This window comes from Shinella sp. HY16, assembly GCF_028534175.1.
Taxonomy (GTDB): Bacteria; Pseudomonadota; Alphaproteobacteria; order Rhizobiales; family Rhizobiaceae; genus Shinella.
In genome coordinates this window covers 1187448-1209607 of the sequence record NZ_JAHYXL010000001.1, presented here as the reverse complement: position 1 = coordinate 1209607, position 22160 = coordinate 1187448, and the positions used below count along the sequence as shown (strand labels likewise).

Sequence of the window (22160 nt, the reverse complement as noted above, 5' to 3'; positions counted from 1 at the left end):
CCCGGACTTACAGGCGATAGAGGATCGAGTCGTTCCAGAAGCGATCGAGGCGCTGGAGCAGCTTGTTCATCTGGTTGAACTCGCCTTCGCCGATACCGCCGACCTTCTGGATCGAACCGATATGGCGCTCATAGAGCTTTGCCACGGTCTCGGCGATTTCCTGGCCGCTTTCCGTCAGGCTGATACGGACGGAGCGACGATCGATGCGCGAACGCTGGTGATTGATGAAGCCGAGGTCGACCAGCTTCTTGACGTTGTAGGAAACGTTCGAGCCGAGATAATAGCCGCGGCTGCGCAGCTCGCCTGCCGTCAGTTCCGAATTGCCGATGTTGAAGAGGAGCAGCGCCTGGACGGCGTTGACATCCGAGCGGCCGGCGCGGTCGAACTCGTCCTTGATGACGTCGAGCAGACGACGGTGCAGACGCTCGACGAGGTGGAGGGATTCCAGGTAGAGATTGCGGATCGCGTCTTCCTGCGGGTCGACGACGGGGGCCTGCTGCGGCTTCATCTTGGTGTTCATGGTTTCTGCCTCACTGTTTTGTTTGGCGGTGTGGTTTGTTTTCCCGCCTTGAGTGAGAACCTAACGAATGCATCTAAAATTCTACTTAAACCGCAGCCTTAACAGCGCCTTACCGGAAGGCGACTCTGTCTCAGGGTGAATCAGTTCTTACCGTGCGGGCCTGCCGGCGGCGCTGGACGAAGAGCGCGACGCGGAAAAGAACGAAGACAAGCGCGATGGCACCGTGGGTCAGAACCAGCAGCCGGTTGACGCCGAAGGTCGAGGGATAGACCTCGTGCATGGCGATCTCGGTGGCGGCCGCGATGAGCCAGATCACCGGCCCCCAGGAGACGAGGAGCCAGAGGCCGACGGCCGCGACGGGAAACAGCACGGCGAGCGCCGTATAGGCCGCCTTCCAGGCCGGCGGCAGCAGGTCGAAACGCCCCTGCCCGCCGAAGGAGAAGCCCGTCAGCATCGCCCAGTACTGCAGCGCGAACCACAACGAGCCGACCGCCACCAGCCGCAGGAACAGCGCGAACAGCGTCTCGGTCAGGCTGGGCCTCGGGCCCTTTGCAGAATCAGCAACCATGGCGCGGACAGTAAGGGCAAGGCCGGCCGGCATAAAGCCCGTAACCGCGATCATGCACGGCCATATGCCGCACGTCCCCGTATCGCTGGCGATTTGATTGACGCATGCAGCATGATAAGGAGGCGAAAACGGGCCCACGCAAGGAAATGGCATCATGACCGGCAGCAGGAACATCGTCGACGAGATCACCGGCCACCGCCGCATGCGGCGCAACCGGAAGGCCGACTGGACGCGCCGGCTGGTCCAGGAAAACCGTCTGACGGTCGACGATCTCATCTGGCCGGTCTTCGTGGTGCCCGGCGAGAATGTCATCGACCCCGTCACCGCCATGCCCGGCGTCAACCGCATGAGCGTCGACAGGCTGGTGGAAGCGGCAAAGGAAGCCGCAGATCTCGGCATTCCCGCCATCGCCACCTTCCCGAACATCGAGATGCACCTGCGCGACGAGACCGGCTCGAACAGCCTTGCGGCCGACAACCTCATCAACGCCGCGACGCGCGCCATCAAGAAGGCCGTGCCCAATATCGGCGTCATCACCGACGTCGCGCTCGACCCCTTCACCAGCCACGGCCATGACGGCGTGCTGCGCGGCGACGTCATCGTCAACGACGAGACGGTCGAACTTGTGGCGCGCGCCGCGGTCATCCAGGCCGATGCGGGCTCCGACATCATCGCGCCGTCGGAAATGATGGACGGCCGCATCGGCGTCATCCGCCAGGCGCTCGACGCCGCCGGCCACCAGGATGTCGGCGTCATGTCCTATGCAACGAAGTTCGCTTCCGCCTTCTACGGCCCGTACCGCGACGCGATCGGCACCGGCGGCCTCCTGAAGGGCGACAAGAAGACCTACTACATCGACCCGGCCAACGGCACGGAGGCGATCCGCGATGCGGCGCTCGACGTGGAGGAAGGCGCCGACATGCTGATGGTCAAGCCCGGCCTTCCCTATCTCGATATCTGTTGGCGCATGAAGGAGGCCTTCGGTCTTCCGGTCTTCGCCTATCAGGTCTCGGGCGAGTACAGCCAGATCAAGGCCGCCGCGATGAACGGCTGGATCGACGGCGAACGCGTGATGCTGGAGACCCTCCTGGCATTCAAGCGCGCGGGGTGTGACGGCATCCTGACGTACTTTGCGATGGACGTGGCGCGGCATCTCGCCCGCAAGGGCTGAAATCCGATTTGCCCCTCCCCCTAGCTCCCTCCCCGCAAGCGGGGAGAGGGGCGTGCCCAACTCTACGGCAGAGAGTTCGGAAAACGGCGCGGCATACCCCCCTCGCCCCGCTTGCGGGGAGAAGGTGGCCGGCAGGCCGGATGAAGGGCATACGCCCCAACCCCAATCACCGTTGTTTTCCCCCAAGAGCCTCCCCATATAACAGGCATGTTCCATTCGGGAGACAATGAGATGAGCGCCGACTTCAACGAAACGCGGGTTCCCACGACGGACTGGCAGGCCTATCGCGGCGTGCTGTCGCGCCGGATTTTTGCGTTTCTGATCGACTATGCGATCGTCGCCCTGCTCTGGATCCCGGCCGCCGTGATCGTTTTCTTCCTCGGCATCCTGACACTCGGCTTGGGCTTCTTCCTCTATCCGGCGCTCTTCGCCATTGTCGCCATGCTCTATTTCGGCCTGACGATGGGCGGCCCGAGCCAGGCGAGCGCCGGCATGAACGTGATGGGCCTCGCACTTGCCCGTGTGGATGGGCGCCCGATCGACTTCCTGACGGCGATCGTGCATCTCGTGCTGTTCTGGATCGGCAACGCGCTTCTGACGCCGTTCATCGTGCTCGTCGGCCTCTTCACCGACCGTGGCCGCCTGTTGCACGACCTCCTGCTTGGCACCGTGGTGGTGCGCCGGGACCGTTACTGAGGATGGGGCGCCCTCACCGCGCGCGCGATCCGTTGTCCCAGTCGATTCCGGCCCGAAGGGTCGCGCGCCAGTTGACCTTTTTTTGAACTAGGCCATGGTATTGGCATAGAAGTGTCACACAGCGACGGAGTCGCCCCACGGCCGATGAATACGCAGGCAACACCCTCTCCGCAATTCTATCTCACCGCGCCGGCGGCCTGTCCCTATCTGCCGCAGGAGATGGAGAGGAAGGTGTTTACCCATCTGGTGGGCGAGCGTGCGCCGGAACTGAACGACCTCCTGACGCAGGGCGGGTTCCGCCGCTCGCAGAACATCGCCTATAGACCTGCCTGCGAGACCTGCCGCGCCTGTATTTCCGTGCGCATCCTCGTCAATGAGTTCGAACCGCGCCGCTCGATGCGCAAGGTGCTGGCCGCCAACGCCGATCTCATTTCGCACGAATATCCGGCCGAGCCCTCCAGCGAGCAATACTCCCTCTTCCGTCATTATCTCGATGCCCGCCACCAGAAGGGCGGCATGTCCGACATGTCGGTGCTCGATTATGCGATGATGGTGGAGGACACCCATGTGCACACCAAGATCATCGAATACCGCCTGCGCGAGGAAGGCTCGGGGCTGAAGGAACGGCCGCAGGGCGAATTGCTCGCCGTGGCGCTGACGGACCGCATGGGCGACGGCCTGTCCATGGTCTATTCCTTCTACAATCCCGAGGTGGCGGACCGCTCCCTCGGCACCTTCATGATTCTCGACCACATCCGCCGCGCCAGAATGCTCGGCCTGCCGCATGTCTATCTCGGCTACTGGGTCAAGGGATCGCGCAAGATGGACTACAAGACGAAGTTTCTGCCGCAGGAACACCTGATGCCACGCGGCTGGGAGCGCTATGACGGCGAGACCAACGATACCTGAAGCCATATCGGCGAAAGCCCGACCTGCTCCAGAAACATTGTATTCAACGCCTTTCCAGCTTCTAAAACCGGTCCCGCCGTGCCCTCGACAAGCGATCCCGCCCTTCACCGCAAGGGTCTTCTCATCACCGCCATCGGCGGCCTCGCCCTCTCCTTCGACATTCCGCTGATCCGCGCCGCCGGCGGCGACGTCTGGTCGATGGTCGCCGTGCGGAATATCTCGGTTTTTGTTGTGGCGATCGCGCTCTGGGCCGGTCTGAACTTCGTCGTGCGCCGCAGGACGGTGCTCGTTCCCGGGCGCATCGGCCTGCTGATCGGCCTGTGCTACGGCATCAACGGGCTGACCTTCATGCTGGCGGTGTTCAACACGACGACGGCCAATGTCGTCTTCATCCTCGCCTTCACGTCGATGTTCGCCGCCATCCTCTCCTGGATCTTCCTCGGCGAGCGCCCGAGCAACGCCACGCTGCTCACCATGGCCGCCATGGTCGCGGGCGTGCTTTTGATCGTGCATGACGGGCTTTCGAGCGGAAACCTCTTCGGCGACGCCATGGCCCTCTGCTCGGCGCTGGTGCTGGCGACCTCCTTGACACTCAGCCGCAGGAGCAAGGCCGACATGGGCTTCGTTCCGCTCGTTGCCGCCGTGCTATCGGGCGTCGTTGCGCTGTTCTTTCTGCCGCCCGGCGGCCTTTCGATCGCCGAGCCGGTCTATATCCTCCTCAACGGCCTCGTGCTCCTCCCCCTCGCCTTCTGGTGTCTTGCAACCGGCCCGCGCTACCTTTCCGCCCCGGAAGTCGGCATGTTCTATCTCGTCGAAACGGTGCTCGCCCCCATCTGGGTCTGGGTCGCCTTTGCCGAAACACCCACCACGCAAACCCTGATCGGCGGCTCGATCCTCATCCTCGCACTGCTCGCCCACTCGCTGTGGCAGCTGCGCTCCAGAGCCCGCGCTGCGGAGAGGGATGCCGCGGTTGAGCTTCCGTCTGCGGGGTAAATTGAAGTGAGGGGCGAGCCGTGTTATAACTCGGTTATAACAAGATGCACCATGAACATCACTATTCGCAAGATCGGCAATTCCGAGGGCATAATCATCCCGAAAGACGTCCTTGACCGTATGGGTGTCAAGGCTGGCGATGAACTGATCCTTTCTGAGGAGGACGGCAAGATCAAGCTGGTCCCGCAAAATACCGACCTTGCGGAACAGTTGAAGGCCGCTCGCCTCGGCATGGAGAAATATCGCGTCGCCCTGCGCGAACTCGCCAAATGAGGGACATCAAATGGCTTTCGCGCCAAACCGTCGAGGTCATGCGTGATGAGCAGCTTCGCGAGCATGGCGGGCTGGCTGGCCTCAAGGACGAGAACGCCCTCGAAGCCGCGTTAGCTCGCCCGATCAACAAGGCCATCTATAGTCAGCCCGATATTTTTGAACTCGCCGCGGCCTACCTGTACGGTATTGTACAAAACCGTCCATTTTCAGACGGGAACAAGCGAACCGGCTTCCTCGCCGCGTTCACATTTCTGATGCTGAACGGTTTCTTGATCGAAGCATCACAAGCCGATGTCATCGCGTTCGTCCTCGCCGTCGCAGCCGGCGAGATCGATGAGGAAGGCGCGACGCGCTTCCTGCGCGACGTCAGCCTTCCCTATTCCGTTTGATCAGCCGCTGAACTTTCCGCTGCGCGGGAAACCCTTGGGAACAGTGCGGCCGGCGCCGGCGCGGTCGGCGAGCCACTCGGCGAGTTCGTCCTTGCTGCGCACGAAGTTGCGGCCGGCGCTGTCGTCCCAGGTGAGGCCGTCGGCGATGGCGAAGCAACGCAGATCCGACACGCCGCCGTCCTTGTAGCGCTGCAGGCGGACGCCCTTGCCGCGCGACATCTCGGGAAGCTGCGCCAGCGGGAAGACCAGCATCTTGCGGTTCTCGCCGACGACGGCGACGTGATCGCCGCGCACCGGCACAACCAGCTTGGCCTCGTCGGGCATGCCCACATTCATCACCTGCTTGCCCTTGCGGGTGTTGGCGACCATCTCGGTTTCGGCGACGACAAAACCGTTGCCGGCCTGCGAGGCGACGATGACCTTGCGCGAGGCGTCATGCACGAAGGCGGTCAGCACGTCCTGGTCGTTCTCCATGTCGACCATGATGCGCAAGGGCTCGCCATGGCCGCGACCGCCGGGCAACTTGTCCGCGCCGAGCGTGAAGACCTTGCCGCCCGTCGTCATGATCAGCACCTTGTCGGTCGTCTGCGCCGGGAAAGCCACCTTCAGGGCGTCGCCCTCCTTGAACTGGAGGCCGGACGTATCGGCGATATGTCCCTTCAACGCGCGGATCCAGCCCTTTTCCGAGATGACGACCGTAACCGGCTCCTTCTCGATCATCGCCTGCTGGATGGCCTCGACATCGGCCTCCGGAGCGCTGGCAAACTGGGTGCGGCGGCGGCCGATCTCGGTGGCCTTGGCGAATTTCTTGCGGACCTCGCCGATTTCCCAGGCGACGGTCTGCCACTGCTTCTCGTCGGAGGCAAGCAGCGCCTCGATCTCCGCCTTCTCCTTCGACAGCGTGTCGAATTCGGTGCGGATCTCGAATTCTTCCAGCTTGCGCAGCGAGCGCAGGCGCATGTTGAGGATCGCCTCGGCCTGCACGTCGGTGAGCGAGAAGGTCTCCATCAGGGAGGTCTTCGGCTCGTCCTCCTCGCGGATGATGCGGATCACCTCGTCGAGGTTGAGATAGGCGACGAGATAACCGCCGAGGATTTCGAGGCGGCGGTCGATGGCGGCAAGGCGATGGCGCGAACGGCGCTGAAGCACCTCGCGCCGATGGGCGAGCCACTCGACGAGCACGTCCTTCAGGCCCATGACCTTCGGCACGCGCCCCATCGAGAGCACGTTCATGTTGAGCGGAATGCGGTTTTCCAGCTCCGACAGCTTGAAGAGCGATTCCATCAGGATCGTCGGATCGACGGTGCGGCTCTTCGGCACCAGCACGATGCGCACGTCTTCGGCCGATTCGTCCCTGATATCCTCGAGCAGCGGCAGCTTGCGGGCAATGAGCAGCTCGGCGATCTTCTCGATCAGCCGCGACTTCTGCACCTGGTAGGGAATTTCGGTGACGACGATCTGGTAGCCGCCGCGGCCGAGATCTTCCGTCTCCCACTTCGAACGCACACGAAAACCGCCGCGTCCCGTCTTGTAGGCCTCGATGATGCTTTCGCGGCTGTCGATGATGATGCCGCCGGTCGGGAGATCGGGGCCGAGCACGAACTCGGTGAGCTTTTCGACATCGGCATCCGGATGACGGATGAGATGCAGCGCCGCGTCGCACAGTTCATGCACGTTGTGCGAAGGGATCGACGTCGCCATGCCGACGGCGATGCCGGAGGAACCGTTTGCAAGCAGGTTCGGGAAGGCGCCCGGCAGGACGATCGGCTCCTCGTCCTCCTCGTTGTAGGTCTTGCGGAAGTCGACGGCGTCCTGGTCGATGCCTTCGAGCAGCAGCGTCGCGACCTCGGTCATGCGCGCTTCGGTGTATCGGTAGGCAGCGGCGTTGTCGCCGTCGATATTGCCGAAGTTGCCCTGGCCGTCGACGATCGGGTAGCGCTGCGAGAAGTCCTGGGCGAGGCGCACCAGCGCGTCATAGACCGACTGGTCGCCATGCGGGTGGAACTTACCGATGACGTCGCCGACGATACGCGCGCATTTCTTGAACGAGGAATTGGACCTGAGGCCCATTTCGCTCATCGCATGGATGATGCGGCGATGCACCGGCTTCAGGCCGTCGCGCACATCCGGCAGCGCGCGCTGCGTGATGGTCGACAACGCATAGGCAAGGTAGCGCTCTTCCAGCGCCGCCTTGAGGTCGACCGGCAGGATATTCTCGTCTCCGCCATCCGGCGGCAAAGTGTTCTGTCCCATGGGTCTTGACTAGCGTTCCTGCCGATTCGCGGCAAGGAAACCGGGCGAGCGGCCTGTGGATAGCGCTTTGTAAAGCCTAAGTCGGAAATCCGGCCGGCGGCTGAGATTTCCATGGAAAGTTCCAACGGCCCGAATATAGTCGCCGCGCCGCACGTATAGATGCGGTAACGGCAAGGCAGCCGTCCAAAAATCCAGAAAGAGAGCCTAACATGATGCGCACCTCCCATTTCCGCACCCTCCTCGCCGGCGCCGCGCTCGCCTCCCTGGCAAGCCCCGCCTTCGCGCTCGATGGCGCGGATCTGCTGGCCAAGCTGAATGCCACCTATGCCACGAGCGGCGTCACCATCAGCTCCTCGAACGTTGCCGTCGACGGCTCGACCGTGACGCTGGACAGCGCCGAACTGAAGGCCACCGGCTCGGAAGCCCCGGTCAAGCTCGGCACCATCACCATGGATGGCGTCGAGGAAGACGGCGAAGGCGGCTACACCGTCGAGACCGTTTCGTTCCAGGACATCAACGTCACCGAAGCGGATGCCACGGTTTCGGCCAAGGACATCGCCATCAACGGCGTCATCATACCCGGCACGGTCGTTCCCGGCACGCTGGAATCGCTGCTGATGTACGAATCGGCCACCGCCGGCCCGGTCTCCGTCACCTCCAAGGGCAAGGAAGTCTTCTCCATGTCCGGCATGGAGGCGAACATCAAGCGCATGGACGCCGATGCCGGCCTCGAATTCGACGCCACGCTGTCGGACCTGAAGGCCGACCTCACCTCGGTCGAAGACCCGAAGGCCAAGGACACCCTCGCCAAGCTGAACATGCAGACGCTGGAAGGCAAGGTCTCGATGTCGGGCAGCTGGGAACTTGCCAGCGGCAAGCTCGCCGTCGACGAATACGCCTTCGACTTCAAGGATGTCGGCCGTCTCAACCTGGCGCTGGAATTCTCCGGCTACACGCTCGACTTCCTGAAGAGCATGCAGGAGGCCATCAAGGCCGCCGAAGCCAATCCGAACAAGGAAGAGGCCAACGCCGCCATGGGCATGTCCATGATGGGCCTCGTGCAGCAGCTGACCTTCAACAGCGCCTCCATCTCCTTCGAAGACGCCTCGATCACCAAGAAGCTGCTTGACTATGCCGGCAGCGAACAGGGCGTTTCCGGCGACCAGATGGCCCAGTCGCTGAAGGGCCTCATCCCGATCATGCTCGCCCAGCTGAACATGCCGGATCTGCAGAACCAGATCGCGGAAGCCGCCAACGCCTATCTCGACGATCCCAAGAGCATCACGATCAGCGCCGAGCCGAAGGAGCCGGTACCGTTCCCGATGATCATGGGCGCCGCCATGGGTGCACCGCAGACCATCCCGCAGGTTCTCGGCGTCACGGTTACGGCCAACGACGAGATGTAAGACATTCGGTTGATCGACCGAAAAGGAAAGGCCCGGAGCTGACGCTCCGGGCCTTTTGCGTTGAGAGACTTGCCTCAGCGAGCCGGGGCCGCCTGCGGCACCGACCATTCGACGCGGCGCGTCGCGTACATCGTCGCTGCGATGGTGACGAAGGAGATCAGCGCGCCGGCGAGCAGCGCGTATTCGTCCTCGCGCAGCACCAGATACATGACGCCATAGGCCGAGAGCAGCACCGCGCCGAGCGACAGGCCGTTCCTGCGGCTGCCCGTCGCGCTGCCGAGATAGGCGGCGATCAACAGGGTCGTGGCGAGCGAGGCTGCGGCATAGGCGATGGTGAAACCGGTGTGTTCGGCAAGCGCCAGAAGCAGTACGTAGAACACGATGAGCGCAAGCCCCGTCAGCACATACTGGATCCAGTGCACCATGCGCCCGCCCTTCAGCTCCACGACGAAGACGGCGAGAAAGACGAGCGAAATGAAGCCGATCGAGTATTTCAGCGTCCGCGACACCACCTGATAGAACTGCACGGGCTCCACGAGGTTGATGCTCATCATGCTGCCCGACAACGGCAGGGTCGGGCCGGCAGCGACGCGGTCGATGCCGCGGGCGAGATAGGGGATCGTCCACTTGGCCGAAAAATCCGACGCGGTGACGGTCTTCTGCTCCGGCAGAAAGAGGCCTTCGAAACCGGGATGCGGCCAGTTCGCCTTGGCCGAAAAGGTCGTCGTCTGGCCGGCGGGCGCGACGGCGAAGCTGCGCGAACCGTTGAGCGACAGGGCGATCTCGAAGACGAAACCGTTTTCGATGAGCGAGCGTTCGATGAACCGGTGCACGCCTGCGCTCGTTTGTGGTGTGGCATAACCCTCCGCGCCCGTGCTCGCCATCGCGGAAATCTGCCGCATGCCGGGATCGAACGGACGCGCGACCCCGTTGTCGATCCTCACACCGGCATCGGAGCGGATGCCGGTGATGTCGTTGATGTTGAGCACCAGAAACGCCCGGTCGAGCTGCGGCGTGCCGTCGAATTGCGCAAGGTCCTGCAGGATGTTGCCGGCAAAGCGGCCCTTCAGTGTCAGCGCACCGTTATAGACCGGCAGCGTGTAGATGGAGAGCTTGCGCTCCTCCGCCTTCAGGTCGGCCGTCACGTCGAGTGTTTCCGGCATGACGAGCACCCATTCGGTCACCCGCTCGACGACCGTGCGCGCATCCATCGTGCGGCTGCGCTCGACCTCGAAGGGTACCGCAAGATAGGGGCCGTTGATCGCCTGGTCGCCGCCCCAGCCGTTGGCGATGCGCCGCGAGACATCGGCCGCGCGCTGTGCGCGCTCCTCCGTCAGGCCCCAGACCAGGAGCAGCGGCACCAGCAGCGCCACCGAAATGATGCCGATCATGATGAATTTGACGCCAGGCGATCGCAGGAACGTGGCAAGATTGCCGCGCGGCTCGATGGGCGGCATCTGCCTGTCCGATACGGGAATGGGATCGTCCGCTTCCGTCGATGTCATGAAAAGTCCCTCCAGTCGTGAATCGCCTCTTTCGGGCGCATCTTCACGCTAGGGGTGCATTTCGACTGATTGTGCGCGGAATTGGGATCGACTGGCGGCGAATTCACGGCATTGTGGCGTCCGCGCAAAAGGAAAGGGCCGGTGTTTCCACCGGCCCTTTCACAGGAGACAGCCGCGAAGGCTCAGTCCTTCTTCTGCGAGGGAACGACGCGCAGCGCCAGTTCCCGCAGCTGCGCCGGGGCGGCCGGCGACGGGGCGTTCATGAGGAGGTCCTGTGCCTGCTGGTTCATCGGGAACAGCGAGATCTCGCGCAGGTTCTTCGCGCCGACGAGCAGCATGACCACGCGGTCGATGCCGAAGGCGCAACCGCCATGCGGCGGAGCACCGTACTGGAAGGCGCGGTAGAGGCCGCCGAAGCGCTCTTCCACGTCGCCCTGCGAGAGGCCGACCTTCTCGAAGGCCTTGACCATCAGTTCCGGCGACTGGTTACGGATCGAGCCCGAGGCGATTTCGAAGCCGTTGCAGACCGCGTCATACTGGTAGGCCTTCAGCTCCAGCGGGTCCTTGCTGTCGAAGGCCTCGAGGCCACCCTGCGGCATGGAGAAGGGGTTGTGCGCGAAGTCGATCTTCTTTTCGTCTTCGTTGTATTCGTAGAACGGGAAGTCGACGATCCAGCACATTTCAAAGCGATCGCGGTCGACGAGGTTCAGCTCCTCGCCGGCGCGCGTGCGGGCTTCGCCGGCGAACTTGTAGAACTTCGCGGGATCGCCGGCGACGAAGAAGCAGGCATCGCCGTCATCGAGACCGAGCTGCATGCGGATGGCTTCCGTGCGCTCCTCGCCGATGTTTTTCGCCAGCGGGCCGGCGCCTTCGAGCTTCTCGCCCTCCTTGCGCCAGAAGATGTAGCCGAGGCCGGGCTGGCCCATCGACTGTGCCCAGGCGTTCATGCGATCGCAGAAGGCACGGGAACCGCCGGTCTTGGCCGGGATCGCCCAGACCTGGACCTTCGGGTTCGAGGCGATCATGTTCGCGAAGACCTTGAAACCGGAACCGGCGAAATGATCGGTGACGGCCTGCATGACGATCGGGTTGCGAAGGTCCGGCTTGTCGGAGCCATACTTGCGGATCGCCTCGTCATAGGGGATGCGCGGCCACTTCTTGGTGACGGGCTTGCCCTCGGCGAATTCTTCGAAGACGGCCGTCATCATCGGCTCCATCGTTTCCCAGACGTCTTCCTGGGTGACGAAGCTCATCTCGACGTCGAGCTGATAGAATTCGCCCGGCAGGCGGTCGGCACGCGGATCTTCGTCGCGGAAGCACGGCGCGATCTGGAAGTAGCGGTCGAAACCGGCAACCATCAGGAGCTGCTTGTACTGCTGCGGGGCCTGAGGCAGGGCGAAGAACTTGCCTTCGTGGATGCGCGAGGGCACGAGGAAGTCGCGCGCGCCCTCGGGCGAGGAGGCGGTCAGGATCGGCGTCGTATATTCGGCAAAACCCGCCTCACCCATGCCCTTGCGCATGGAGGAGATGATCTGCGTACGCTTGACGATGTTCTTGTGTAGCGTCTCGCGGCGCAGGTCGATGAAGCGGTACTTCAGGCGCACGTCTTCCGGATAGTCCGGCTCGCCGAAGACCGGCAGCGGCAATTCCTTGGCGGCCGAGAGGACTTCGATGTCCTGCGCGTAGAGCTCGATCTCGCCGGTCGGCATGCCCTTGTTGACGGTATCCTCGGTGCGCGCCTTGACGAGACCGTCGATGCGGATCACCCATTCGCCGCGCACGGTCTCGGCTTTCTTGAAGGCCGGCGAATCGGGATCGGCGACGACCTGGGTGATGCCGTAATGGTCGCGCAGGTCGATGAAGAGCACGCCGCCATGATCTCGAACGCGGTGAACCCAGCCGGAAAGACGGACGGTCTGGCCGACATCGGACTTGCGGAGGGCGGCGCAGGTGTGGCTGCGGTAACGGTGCATCGTGGTATCCTGAAATGCTGATAGGCCGCGCGGGAAGAACCCGGCGCGGCGACCAAGAAAAATCGCGCGGAAAAGCGCATGGCCGACGCTGTTTGTCAAGGCTTGCGGGTCTTTTGCCGGGAGGGTGCCGCGTGTCCCCGCCCCTCATCCGGCTGCCGCCACCTTCTCCCCGCAAGCGGGGCGAAGGGGATATGCCGCACCGTTTTCCTTCGTCATCACCGGTTCGTGGGGCACGTCCCCTCTCCCCGCTTGCGGGGAGAGGGTCAGGGTGAGGGGCTACGCCTTGCTTCCAGCCGCGCCCCGGAAACGTTCTGCATCCCGGCCGCGAACATGATCCCGGCGAAGAATCAGCCGAACTCCCCACGGTGCAGCATCAGCCATTGCAGCATGACGATGGTCTTCGCATCCTGGATGCCACCGGTGGCGATGAGGCCGTAGGCTTCGTCGATCGGCAGTTCGACGACCTCGATATCCTCGCCCTCCCCGTCGACGCCGCCGCCCTCGCCGTCACGCGCCGTCGCGTCGATACGGGCAACGAAGCAGCCGACGCGCTCCGTCAGCGTGCCGGGGCTGGAATAGATGTCGAAGAGATGGCGCACGTCGCGCACCGCATAGCCGGTCTCCTCCATCGCCTCGCGGGCGACGGCCGCCTCGGGCGCGTCGTCGTCGAGCAGGCCCGCCGGCACTTCCGCAAGGAAACCGTCCGGATGGCCGCCGAAGAAGGCGCCGGGGCGGAACTGCCGCACCAGGATGACCGACTGGCGGACCGGATCGACCAGCAGCACGCAGGCCGCCGGGCCATGGTCGTGCACCTCGCGATCCAGCTGCTCCACCCGGCCGTCCGCCCGCCTCTGCTCGACCACGACAGTGCGAAGATGGATGAAGCGCTTCCAGACCGTCTGCTGATCGACGATACGGACGGCGGAGGACATGTCGGACGTCATGAAAAATCCTTGCGTGACGTTCAGGCCTTGCGCAGCCAGACGCGGTTGTCGTGGAAGGCAGCGCCGCCATAGGGCGCGACCGGGTCGGCGCCGGTCAGGACATTGATGCCCTCCCCGTCGAGATGGGCGGAATTCGGCCAGATCCCTTCGGCGATCAGCACACCCGGCTTCACGCTGTCTGTCACCTTGGCGTGCAGGCGGATGTCGCCGCGGACGTTGCCGAGCTGTACGATATCGCCCTCGGCTACACCGCGCGCCGCCGCATCCTCGGGATGGATCATCACCTCCGGCCGGCCCTCGCGTTCGCGCGAGCCCTTCGTCTCCGTGAAGGTCGAGTTGAGGAAGGTTCGGGCGGGCGACGTGGCGAGACGGAAGGGGTGATCCGCATCCGGCGTCTCTATGATCGCTACATGATCCGGGAAGGTCGGCAGCGCCTCATGCGGACCGAAGGCGCCAAGCACCTTCGGCGGCCGGTTGGGCGCGGGCGTGTTCGTCCAGTTCGGCCGGAAGCGGAACTTGCCATCGGGAAAGCCGAAGCCCTTGGAAAAATGCGCGGTTTCGAAATCTGGCTGACAGTCGATCCACTTCTCCTCCTTCAGGCCGTCGAAATCCCGCTCGTAGTAGGGCAGCATGCGGGTGATGTGCTCCTGCTCGGAAAGCCCGAAGCCCGGTATGTCGCCGACGCCGAGACGCCTGGCGAGCTCTTCGATGACGAAAAGATTGGTGCGTACCGTTTCGGGCGGCTCGACGAGCTTCGGCCCGAGCAGGATGTGCTGGTGGCCACCGCCGCGATAGATGTCGTCATGCTCGACGAACATGGTGGCCGGCAGCACGATATCGGCAAGCTTCGCCGTATCGGTCATGAAATGCTCGTGCACCGCCACGAAAAGGTCGTCGCGCAGAAAGCCCTGCTTCACCAGGCGTTGCTCCGGCGCGACATTCGCCGGATTGGTGTTCTGGATCAGCATGGCGTTGACCGGGCCGCGCCCGCGCAACGCGACGGCATCGCCTGTCAGGATGCGGCCGATCTGCGACTGGTCGAGCATGCGGATATCGGGATCGACGAGCTTCGCGCCCGTCAACTCGCCCTTGCGCAGATGGAAGATCGCGGAATTGCTGTGGAACGCACCGCCGCCCTCATACTGCCAGGAACCGAGCACGGTGGCGATGGAGAGCGCCGCATGCATGGAGACGGCACCGTTGCGGCTGCGGGTAAAACCATAGCCGAGGCGGAAAAAACTCCGTTTTGTTTGCCCAACGAGAGCGGCGAAGGCCTCGATTTCGTCCACCGTCAGACCGGTGATTCCGGCCGCCCAGGCCGGATTACGGCTGGCAAGATGCGTTTCGAGACCGGCCGGGTCGTCGGCGAATGCCTCCATATAGGCACGGTCGGCATAACCGTCGCGGAAGGCGACATGCATGACGGCGCAGGCGAGCGCGGCATCGGTGCCGGGCCGAAGTTTTAATGCAAGGTCGGCCTGCTTCATCGTAGGGTTGTCGTAAATGTCGACAACGACGATCTTCGCCCCCCGCTCCTTGCGCGCCTTCACCGCATGGGTCATCACGTTGACCTGGGTGGAGACGGCGTTTGTGCCCCAGATCACCACGCAGTCCGATTTTGCCATCTCGCGCGGATCGGGTCCGCGCAGCGTTCCGGCGCCCATGGAAAAGCCGGTCCAGGCGGGATTGGTGCAAATCGAATCGAAGAAGCCGGAATAGCGTTTCGCATGACGCAGGCGCTCGATGGAATCGCGCTGCACCAGACCCATCGTTCCGGCATAATAATAGGGCCAGACCGCCTCGCTGCCATGGGCCTGCTCGGCCCTGACGAAGCTTTCCGCAATGGCGTCGAGCGCCGCCTCCCAGGAAATGTCGGCCCATTCGCCGCCGCCCTTCTCGCCCCTGCGCACCAGCGGCTTCATCAACCGGTCCGGATGGTAGAGGCGATCGGCATAGCGGGCGACCTTGGCGCAGATGACGCCGGCCGTGTAGCTGTTGTCGGCGCTGCCCTTGACGCGGCCGATGCGTCCGTCTGCGCCGATCTCGACATCGAGAGCGCAGGTGGAGGGACAGTCATGCGGACAGGCCGAGTGGCCGATACGCGGTTTTCCGAGATGGGGGGTCGCAACGTTCATGGCTTTTCTATATTGCAGAGCACGAAGTGCCAAAAGGCAAATCATTCTACCATTGCAACAATTCATCGTCGCATCAGCGCGGATGATCGTGGGCGTCGCACGGGGCCTCAAATGAACTACCGCCACATCTATCACGCCGGCAATTTCGCGGATGTGCTCAAACACGCCGTGCTCGCTCGCCTCGTCCTCTACATGCAGGGCAAGGACAAGGCGTTCCGCGTGCTCGACACCCATGCCGGCATCGGCCTCTACGATCTTTCGAGCGGGGAAGCGCAGAAGACAGGCGAATGGCGCGACGGCATCGGCCGGCTGCTCGACGGCGACCTGCCGGCGGCGGTTGCGGAAATTCTCGCGCCCTACCTGAAGGCTGTTCACGAGTTGAATCCGCAAGGCGGGCTAACCTATTATCCAGGCTCGCCAAAACTGGCGCGCCTGCTCTTCCGCCCGCAGGACCGGCTCTCCGCCATGGAACTGCATCCGGACGACTACGAGACGCTGCATCGCCTGTTCGACGGCGACTTCCAGAGCCGCGTCACCCGGCTCGACGGCTGGCTGTCGCTCGGCGCGCACCTGCCGCCGAAGGAAAAGCGCGGCATCGTGCTGGTCGATCCGCCCTTCGAGATCGAGGGCGAGTACGAGCGGCTGGTCGACGGGCTGCAAAAGGCCGTGCGCCGCTTTCCCGGCGGGGTCTATTGCCTGTGGTATCCTCTGAAAAAGAACGCTCCCATCGCCGCCTTCCACAAGGCGCTGAAGGAGACAGGCATCCCCAAGATGCTCTGCGCGGAGCTTTCGGTGAAGAGCGACCGCGAGACGACGGGACTGACGGGCTCCGGCCTCATCGTCGTCAATCCACCCTATACGCTGAAGCAGGAACTCGACGTTCTGCTGCCCTTCCTCAAGGAGCGGCTGGCGCAGGACCGCTTCGCCTCGGCCCGCGCCTTCTGGATCGCCGGGGAGACGAAGGCCTCTTGACCTTTGCCGTCCGGCGGCAACAATCGCGCGCCGAACCGGGAGACCTCAATGACGCCTTTGCCTGCCACCGCCGAACGATGAGCCGCCCGCCTTCCTTCCCCCTCGCCCGCCCCCTGTGTCTGCTCCTCGCCGGGCTGGCCGCGCTTGCCGGCTGCAGCGAGGACAAGCCGGCCGAAAAGCAGAAGACCGAGGCGAGCCGCAAAGCGCCGGAAACGCGCGCGGCCGTGCCGCTCGGCACGGGCTTCGATTTCTACGTGCTGTCGCTCTCCTGGTCACCGACCTGGTGCGCGGACAACGATGCAGGCGGCCGAACGCAACAGTGCCGGCGCGGCGAGAACAACGGCTTCATCGTGCACGGGCTCTGGCCGCAGAACGACCGCGGCTACCCGGAATTCTGCCCGACGCGCCAGCCGGACCGCGTGCCGGAGAAGCTCGGCCGCACCGTGCTCGACATCATTCCCTCCATGGGGCTGGTCGGCCACCAGTGGCGCAAGCACGGCTCCTGCTCTGGCCTCAGCCAGAAGGACTATTTTGCCGTGACCCGCGCGGCCTTCGAGCGCATCGACATTCCCGCCGACCTCGCGCCACAGCGCGGCGTTGCCCGGCTTTCCCCCGATGCGGCGGAGGCCGCCTTCATCGCGGCCAATCCCGGGCTCGATCGCAAGGGCATCGCCGTGACCTGCGAAGACGGGCGGCTGGAGGAGATCCGCATCTGCATGACGACGGACCTTTCCTTCCGCACCTGCCCTGCCGTCGACCGCGCGGGCTGCCGCGCCAAATCCATCGAACAACCGCCCATTCGCTAGAACAGGATGCCGCTGATGAAGATCTTCTATTCGAGTGCCTCGCCCTATTCCACCAAGGTGCGCATGGCCGCGCATTTCGCAGGCCTTGCCGCGCAGTCGGTCTCAGCCGACACCAATGCCGACCCGGCGGAGCTGCTGGCTGCCAATCCCCTCGGGAAGATCCCGACGCTCGTGACCGACGAGGGCCTTGCTGTCTATGACAGCCGTGCGATCATGAACTACATCGACCGCCAGACGAAGGGTACGCTCTACCCCCGCAATGCGGCAAAACGCACGGAAGTGGATATACTGGAGGCGACGGCCGACGGTATCTGCGACAGCCTGCTCGCCATCGTCTACGAGCGCCGCTCGCGACCGGAAGAGAAGGTCCACCAGCCCTGGATCGACCGGCAGTGGCAGAAGGTGGAGCGTGCGCTCGACCATCTCGAAGAAAACATGCCGCGCCTCGGCAAGAAGCCAAATGCCGGCCATTTCGCGCTCGCCGCCATGCTGCGCTACATCGAGCTGCGCTTTGCCGGCAAATGGCAGCGTGGCCGGCCGAAGCTGAAGCGCTTCCTCTCCCGCTTCGAGGCGGTTTTCCCTGACTATGCGCAGTTCAAAGACTGACGGCTCGATTGCAAAGCCCCTCATCCGGCCTGCCGGCCACCTTCTCCCCGTAAACGGGGCGAAGGGGATATGCCGCGACGATTTCCCCAGGCAACAACAATTTGCGGGGCACATCCCCTCTCCCCGCTTGCGGGGAGAGGGTTAGGGTGAGGGGCAATCCCATCCCTCCAAAACAGAAAAGGCCGGGCTTTCGCCCGGCCTTTCCGTCTTGCTGGAGCCGTGAGGCTTAGAACTTCACGCCGAGACCGACGCGAACGCTGTGGTCTTCGAAGCCCGACTTGACCTTGTCGCCGCCGAGGTTGAAGCTCTTCTTCTGGTAGTCGCTGTAGCGGTACTCGATACGCGCCGTGACGTTGTTGGTCACGAAGGCTTCGGCACCGGCACCGGCGGTCCAGCCGACCATGTTGCGGTCGTCCTTGCCGTTGGCGTTCTTCATCTCGACGTTGGTACCGGCGATACCGGCCGTGCCGTAGACGAGGACCGGGTTCAGGTCGATACCGACGCGGCCGCGGATCGAGCCGTTGACGCCCTGCTTGCCCTTGAGGCCGTTGCGCTCGGCATCGACGCCCGAGTAGTTCAGGTCGGTTTCACCGCCGTAGACGAGCTGGCCGCTCTGCATGTTGTAGCCGCCGTAGACGCCGCCGCCGAGGCCGTTCGCCTTGGCGTCACCCTGACGGTTGAAGTCACCGCGCTGCCAGCTTGCCGTACCACCGGCATAGGCGCCGGCCCAGTTGCCGCTGGCAACCGGCTCGGAATATTCGGCGGCCGGAGCCTGCGGAATTTCGTCGATGGCGTCAGCAGCGTGAGCAGCCTGGAAAGCGACCATGGAAACGGTCGAAGCGATGAGGGTGGCGATAAGTGTACGCATGATATTCTCCTTTACTAAACGACGCCCTCTCTGGGAGGCGATCGGGCATCGTCATTTCCAATTCAGTCCCGCCCGGTTGAGCGGAAATTGAATAAAGATTGAGGAATTGAAAGAGCCAAAATGTGAAATGATTGTGGCAACGGCGCGGCACAAATGGGATGTGACTTTTGCGCACCAGGGTATTTGTTAACCACGATTTCAGTAAGCGGAAAAATCAATAAAATATACTTCAAATTACTTTGAAGTCGCTTTTGCAGTTAATTTTTCTGCAACCAATTGTCAGGGGGAGTTTAAGCCTGCGCTGGGATGTCTATATCTTGGGCCGGTTAATCAAATGAATCGGCAGGATGGATTTTCGTGAACAAGCCCCTCAGGACAGCCCTCGTGACGGGCGGCGCGAAACGCATCGGCAAGGCCATCGTGGAAGACCTCATCGCGAACGGTTTCGCCGTCGCCATCCATGCCAACACATCTCTGGAAGACGCCGAGGCGATGGCCAGCGCCGTCAATGAGGCCGGCGGAAGGGCCGTCGCCGTGCAATGCGACCTCGCGGACGGGGCGGCGACCGGTCGACTGATCGGCACTGCGGCAGCGGCGCTCGGCCCCATCGACCTCCTTGTCAACAACGCCTCCCTCTTCAAGCCCGACACGGTCGAGGCGTTCGACGATCCCTTGTGGGACCGGCATTTCGCCGTGCATGTGAAGGCGCCGTCGATCCTTGCACGCGACTTCGCTTGCCAGCTTCCAGAGGGCACAGCGGGCTTGATCGTCAACATCATCGACCAGCGCGTCTGGAACCCGACGCCGCGCTACTATTCCTATACGCTTTCCAAATCGGCGCTGTGGATGGCGACCCGCACCATGGCGCAGAGTTTTGCGCCGCGCGTGCGCGTCAATGCCATCGGTCCCGGCCCGTCGCTGCCGAACGAGCGGCAGGACGATGCCGCCTTCCAGGCGCAGGTGGAGGGCCTGATCCTACGCCGGGGACCGGATCTTGGGGAATTTGGCCGCACAGTTCGCTTTTTGTTCGACACGCCATCCATTACCGGGCAAATGATAGCGCTCGACGGCGGACAGCATCTCGCCTGGGAAACACCCGATGTCGGGGGAATAACCGAATGAATGGCCGGAAGGTGGAGGATGGCGGCATCCTCTATGACGAGAACGAGACGGACGACGAGGACGAGCTGCAGGAATCCCCCGCGGCAACCGGCGCCGTCACGCCCGGCATCGCCACTCCCGGAATCGATTGGAACGAAGGCGGCGATACCCCCGAGGGCATCATCGGCGCCGAGCTGATCCAGCACTTCGTCAAGCGCCTGCCGAACAGCCCCGGCGTCTATCGCATGTTCAACACGGCCGGCGACGTGCTCTATGTCGGCAAGGCGCGCAGCCTGAAGAAGCGCGTGACGAACTATGCGCAGGGCCGCGGCCATTCCAACCGCATCACCCAGATGATCCGCCAGACGGCGAACATGGAGTTCGTCACCACGCGCACCGAAACCGAGGCGCTGCTGCTGGAAGCGAACCTCATCAAGCGCTTGCGCCCGCGCTTCAACGTGCTCCTGCGTGACGACAAGTCCTTCCCCTACATTCTCGTGACGGCCGATACGCGTGCGCCGGCAATCTTCAAACATCGCGGTGCGCGCAGCCGGAAGGGGGACTATTTCGGCCCCTTCGCTTCCGCCGGCGCGGTGGGGCGCACGATCAACTCGCTGCAACGCGCCTTCCTACTGCGCACCTGCACGGACAGTGTCTTCGAGACGCGCACACGGCCCTGCCTGCTCTACCAGATCAAGCGCTGTTCCGGCCCCTGTACCCATGAGATCCGCGATGCCGACTATGCGGAGCTGGTGCAGGAGGCGAAGGACTTTCTTTCCGGCAAGAGCCAGAAGGTGAAGGCGCACATGGCCGAGGCCATGAATGCCGCTGCCGAAGACCTCGATTTCGAGCGCGCCGCCGTCTATCGCGACAGGTTGGCGGCGCTGAGCCACGTCCAGAGCCACCAGGGCATCAACCCGGCCGGCGTCGAGGAAGCCGATATCTTCGCCATCCACCACGAGGGCGGCGTCTCCTGCATCCAGGTGTTCTTCTTCCGCACCGGGCAGAATTGGGGCAACCGCGCCTATTTCCCGAAGGCCGACCCGCAGCTTTCAGGCGCCGAAGTGCTGAACGCGTTTCTCGCCCAGTTCTACGACGACAAACCCTGTCCCCGGCAGATTCTTCTCTCCGAATCCGTCGAGGAAATGGACCTGCTCAGCCAGGCTCTTTCCGAACGCTCGAACTACAAGGTCGCCATCTCCGTGCCGCAGCGCGGCGAGAAGAAGGACCTCGTCGACCATGTCGTCGCCAATGCCCGCGAGGCCCATGGCCGCAAGCTGGCGGAGACGGCCTCGCAGTCCCGCCTGCTCGATGGCTTCGCCGCAACGTTCAAGCTTTCCTCCGTACCGCGCCGCATCGAGATCTACGACAACTCGCACATCATGGGCACCAATGCCGTCGGCGGCATGGTGGTGGCGGGGCCGGAAGGCTTCGTGAAGGGGCAGTACCGCAAGTTCAACATCAAATCGACCGACATCACGCCCGGCGACGATTTCGGCATGATGAAGGAAGTGATGACCCGGCGCTTCTCCCGCCTCATCAAGGAAGAAGGACTGCCGGACCGCACCGCCGACCAGAGTGCGGACGCGGCGGACCTGCCCTTCCCCGCCTGGCCCGACGTCATTCTCATCGACGGCGGCCAGGGCCAGATGACGGCGGTGCGCGCCATCCTCGAAGACCTTGGAATCACCGACCAGGTCGTCGCCATCGGCGTCGCCAAGGGCGCCGACCGCGAGGCCGGGCGCGAACGCTTCTTCATGAAGGGCCTTGCCGACTTCTCCCTGCCGCCGCGCGATCCCGTGCTCTATTTCGTGCAGCGCCTGCGCGATGAGGCGCACCGCTTCGCCATCGGCTCGCACCGGGCACGGCGCAAGAAGGAAATGGTGAAGAACCCGCTCGACGAGATCGGTGGCATCGGCCCGACGCGCAAGCGTGCCCTGCTCCAGCATTTCGGCACCGCCAAGGCCGTTTCCCGCGCGGCGATGGCCGACCTCATGGCGGTCGCCGGCATTTCCGAAAGCGTCGCCCGCATCGTCTACAACCATTTCCACGACGACGCCGCGGGATAGCTG

The 22160-nt window shown here is 63.6% G+C and carries 20 protein-coding genes; 12 read left to right on the top strand and 8 right to left on the bottom strand.

Annotation, left to right across the window (positions count from 1 at the left end; genetic code table 11):
- Window positions 1-7 precede the first annotated feature (7 nt).
- Both ldtR and K0P03_RS05980 read right to left on the bottom strand, forming a co-directional pair.
- Window positions 8-520 (bottom strand): transcriptional regulator LdtR, encoded by a 513-nt coding sequence (gene ldtR, locus K0P03_RS05985; protein ID WP_024270688.1) that lies wholly within the window; start codon window positions 518-520, stop codon window positions 8-10.
- Between the two features lie 130 nt (window positions 521-650).
- The gene (locus K0P03_RS05980) at window positions 651-1088 is read right to left on the bottom strand and encodes a DUF6163 family protein (RefSeq protein WP_037407643.1); all 438 of its coding nucleotides are present in this window, start codon (window positions 1086-1088) and stop codon (window positions 651-653) included.
- Window positions 1089-1242: 154 nt separating this feature from the next.
- On the opposite strand from K0P03_RS05980, the gene hemB reads away from it, so the two are divergent.
- From hemB to K0P03_RS05950, 6 genes are all read left to right on the top strand, one after another.
- Window positions 1243-2259 carry a porphobilinogen synthase gene (gene hemB, locus K0P03_RS05975; RefSeq protein WP_023513588.1) on the top strand — a complete coding sequence of 339 codons (1017 nt, stop codon included), beginning with the start codon at window positions 1243-1245 and terminating at the stop codon, window positions 2257-2259.
- Between the two features lie 231 nt (window positions 2260-2490).
- On the top strand, window positions 2491-2955 hold the full coding sequence (locus tag K0P03_RS05970; protein WP_023516918.1) for an RDD family protein: 465 nt from the start codon (window positions 2491-2493) through the stop codon (window positions 2953-2955).
- A gap of 144 nt (window positions 2956-3099) precedes the next feature.
- Window positions 3100-3864, top strand: coding sequence for an arginyltransferase (locus K0P03_RS05965; RefSeq protein ID WP_023516919.1), 765 nt, complete (start codon window positions 3100-3102; stop codon window positions 3862-3864).
- A 78-nt stretch (window positions 3865-3942) separates the two neighbouring features.
- Window positions 3943-4857 (top strand): DMT family transporter, encoded by a 915-nt coding sequence (locus K0P03_RS05960; protein WP_272789130.1) that lies wholly within the window; start codon window positions 3943-3945, stop codon window positions 4855-4857.
- A 51-nt stretch (window positions 4858-4908) separates the two neighbouring features.
- Window positions 4909-5130 carry an AbrB/MazE/SpoVT family DNA-binding domain-containing protein gene (locus K0P03_RS05955; RefSeq protein WP_024270876.1) on the top strand — a complete coding sequence of 74 codons (222 nt, stop codon included), beginning with the start codon at window positions 4909-4911 and terminating at the stop codon, window positions 5128-5130.
- Window positions 5127-5519, top strand: coding sequence for a type II toxin-antitoxin system death-on-curing family toxin (locus K0P03_RS05950; RefSeq protein ID WP_272789129.1), 393 nt, complete (start codon window positions 5127-5129; stop codon window positions 5517-5519). The genes K0P03_RS05955 and K0P03_RS05950 overlap by 4 nt, the downstream gene beginning before the upstream one ends.
- On the opposite strand, the gene parC is transcribed toward K0P03_RS05950, so the two are convergent.
- Complete coding sequence (parC, locus tag K0P03_RS05945; RefSeq protein WP_272789128.1) at window positions 5520-7772, bottom strand: DNA topoisomerase IV subunit A; 2253 nt, start codon at window positions 7770-7772, stop codon at window positions 5520-5522.
- A gap of 209 nt (window positions 7773-7981) precedes the next feature.
- Between parC and K0P03_RS05940 the strand changes: the two genes are divergently transcribed.
- Window positions 7982-9178, top strand: a complete 1197-nt coding sequence (locus K0P03_RS05940; protein ID WP_023512798.1) for a hypothetical protein — start codon at window positions 7982-7984, stop codon at window positions 9176-9178.
- Window positions 9179-9252: 74 nt separating this feature from the next.
- Here the strand turns inward: K0P03_RS05940 and creD are convergent, their stop codons facing one another.
- The 4 genes from creD to K0P03_RS05920 form a co-directional block, all read right to left on the bottom strand.
- Window positions 9253-10683, bottom strand: coding sequence for a cell envelope integrity protein CreD (gene creD / locus K0P03_RS05935; protein WP_272789127.1), 1431 nt, complete (start codon window positions 10681-10683; stop codon window positions 9253-9255).
- A 182-nt stretch (window positions 10684-10865) separates the two neighbouring features.
- The gene (gene aspS / locus K0P03_RS05930; protein ID WP_023512796.1) at window positions 10866-12656 is read right to left on the bottom strand and encodes an aspartate--tRNA ligase; all 1791 of its coding nucleotides are present in this window, start codon (window positions 12654-12656) and stop codon (window positions 10866-10868) included.
- Between the two features lie 347 nt (window positions 12657-13003).
- A complete protein-coding gene (locus K0P03_RS05925; protein WP_050742919.1) occupies window positions 13004-13600 on the bottom strand; it encodes an NUDIX domain-containing protein in 597 nt (198 codons plus the stop codon).
- Between the two features lie 20 nt (window positions 13601-13620).
- The gene (locus K0P03_RS05920; RefSeq protein ID WP_443020534.1) at window positions 13621-15735 is read right to left on the bottom strand and encodes a molybdopterin-containing oxidoreductase family protein; all 2115 of its coding nucleotides are present in this window, start codon (window positions 15733-15735) and stop codon (window positions 13621-13623) included.
- A gap of 111 nt (window positions 15736-15846) precedes the next feature.
- Between K0P03_RS05920 and K0P03_RS05915 the strand changes: the two genes are divergently transcribed.
- From K0P03_RS05915 to K0P03_RS05905, 3 genes are read left to right on the top strand one after another with little or no spacing between them, the layout of a single operon-like run.
- Window positions 15847-16707, top strand: coding sequence for a 23S rRNA (adenine(2030)-N(6))-methyltransferase RlmJ (locus tag K0P03_RS05915; RefSeq protein ID WP_272789125.1), 861 nt, complete (start codon window positions 15847-15849; stop codon window positions 16705-16707).
- Window positions 16704-17513 (top strand): ribonuclease T2 family protein, encoded by an 810-nt coding sequence (locus tag K0P03_RS05910; protein WP_443020533.1) that lies wholly within the window; start codon window positions 16704-16706, stop codon window positions 17511-17513. The genes K0P03_RS05915 and K0P03_RS05910 overlap by 4 nt, the downstream gene beginning before the upstream one ends.
- 12 nt (window positions 17514-17525) lie before the next feature.
- On the top strand, window positions 17526-18119 hold the full coding sequence (locus K0P03_RS05905) for a glutathione S-transferase (protein ID WP_197283960.1): 594 nt from the start codon (window positions 17526-17528) through the stop codon (window positions 18117-18119).
- 226 nt (window positions 18120-18345) lie between these two features.
- On the opposite strand, the gene K0P03_RS05900 is transcribed toward K0P03_RS05905, so the two are convergent.
- Entirely contained in the window at window positions 18346-18987 is a 642-nt protein-coding gene (locus tag K0P03_RS05900; protein WP_024271289.1) for an outer membrane protein, read from the bottom strand.
- A gap of 357 nt (window positions 18988-19344) precedes the next feature.
- Between K0P03_RS05900 and K0P03_RS05895 the strand changes: the two genes are divergently transcribed.
- Entirely contained in the window at window positions 19345-20109 is a 765-nt protein-coding gene (locus tag K0P03_RS05895; protein WP_272789124.1) for an SDR family oxidoreductase, read from the top strand.
- The gene (uvrC, locus tag K0P03_RS05890; RefSeq protein ID WP_272789123.1) at window positions 20106-22157 is read left to right on the top strand and encodes an excinuclease ABC subunit UvrC; all 2052 of its coding nucleotides are present in this window, start codon (window positions 20106-20108) and stop codon (window positions 22155-22157) included. Before K0P03_RS05895 ends, uvrC begins: the two co-directional genes overlap by 4 nt.
- The last annotated feature ends 3 nt before the right edge of the window (window positions 22158-22160 follow it).

Excerpts from the sequence above, each read along its gene's own strand:
- ldtR (WP_024270688.1), bottom strand. The coding sequence starts at position 520 with ATGAACACCAAGATGAAGCCGCAGCAGGCCCCCGTCGTCGACCCGCAG.
- K0P03_RS05980 (WP_037407643.1), bottom strand. The coding sequence starts at position 1,088 with ATGGTTGCTGATTCTGCAAAGGGCCCGAGGCCCAGCCTGACCGAGACG.
- hemB (WP_023513588.1), top strand. The coding sequence starts at position 1,243 with ATGACCGGCAGCAGGAACATCGTCGACGAGATCACCGGCCACCGCCGC.
- K0P03_RS05970 (WP_023516918.1), top strand. The coding sequence starts at position 2,491 with ATGAGCGCCGACTTCAACGAAACGCGGGTTCCCACGACGGACTGGCAG.
- K0P03_RS05965 (WP_023516919.1), top strand. The coding sequence starts at position 3,100 with ATGAATACGCAGGCAACACCCTCTCCGCAATTCTATCTCACCGCGCCG.
- K0P03_RS05955 (WP_024270876.1), top strand. The coding sequence starts at position 4,909 with ATGAACATCACTATTCGCAAGATCGGCAATTCCGAGGGCATAATCATC.
- K0P03_RS05950 (WP_272789129.1), top strand. The coding sequence starts at position 5,127 with ATGAGGGACATCAAATGGCTTTCGCGCCAAACCGTCGAGGTCATGCGT.
- parC (WP_272789128.1), bottom strand. The coding sequence starts at position 7,772 with ATGGGACAGAACACTTTGCCGCCGGATGGCGGAGACGAGAATATCCTG.
- K0P03_RS05940 (WP_023512798.1), top strand. The coding sequence starts at position 7,982 with ATGATGCGCACCTCCCATTTCCGCACCCTCCTCGCCGGCGCCGCGCTC.
- creD (WP_272789127.1), bottom strand. The coding sequence starts at position 10,683 with ATGACATCGACGGAAGCGGACGATCCCATTCCCGTATCGGACAGGCAG.
- aspS (WP_023512796.1), bottom strand. The coding sequence starts at position 12,656 with ATGCACCGTTACCGCAGCCACACCTGCGCCGCCCTCCGCAAGTCCGAT.
- K0P03_RS05925 (WP_050742919.1), bottom strand. The coding sequence starts at position 13,600 with ATGACGTCCGACATGTCCTCCGCCGTCCGTATCGTCGATCAGCAGACG.
- K0P03_RS05920 (WP_443020534.1), bottom strand. The coding sequence starts at position 15,735 with ATGAACGTTGCGACCCCCCATCTCGGAAAACCGCGTATCGGCCACTCG.
- K0P03_RS05915 (WP_272789125.1), top strand. The coding sequence starts at position 15,847 with ATGAACTACCGCCACATCTATCACGCCGGCAATTTCGCGGATGTGCTC.
- K0P03_RS05900 (WP_024271289.1), bottom strand. The coding sequence starts at position 18,987 with ATGCGTACACTTATCGCCACCCTCATCGCTTCGACCGTTTCCATGGTC.
- uvrC (WP_272789123.1), top strand. The coding sequence starts at position 20,106 with ATGAATGGCCGGAAGGTGGAGGATGGCGGCATCCTCTATGACGAGAAC.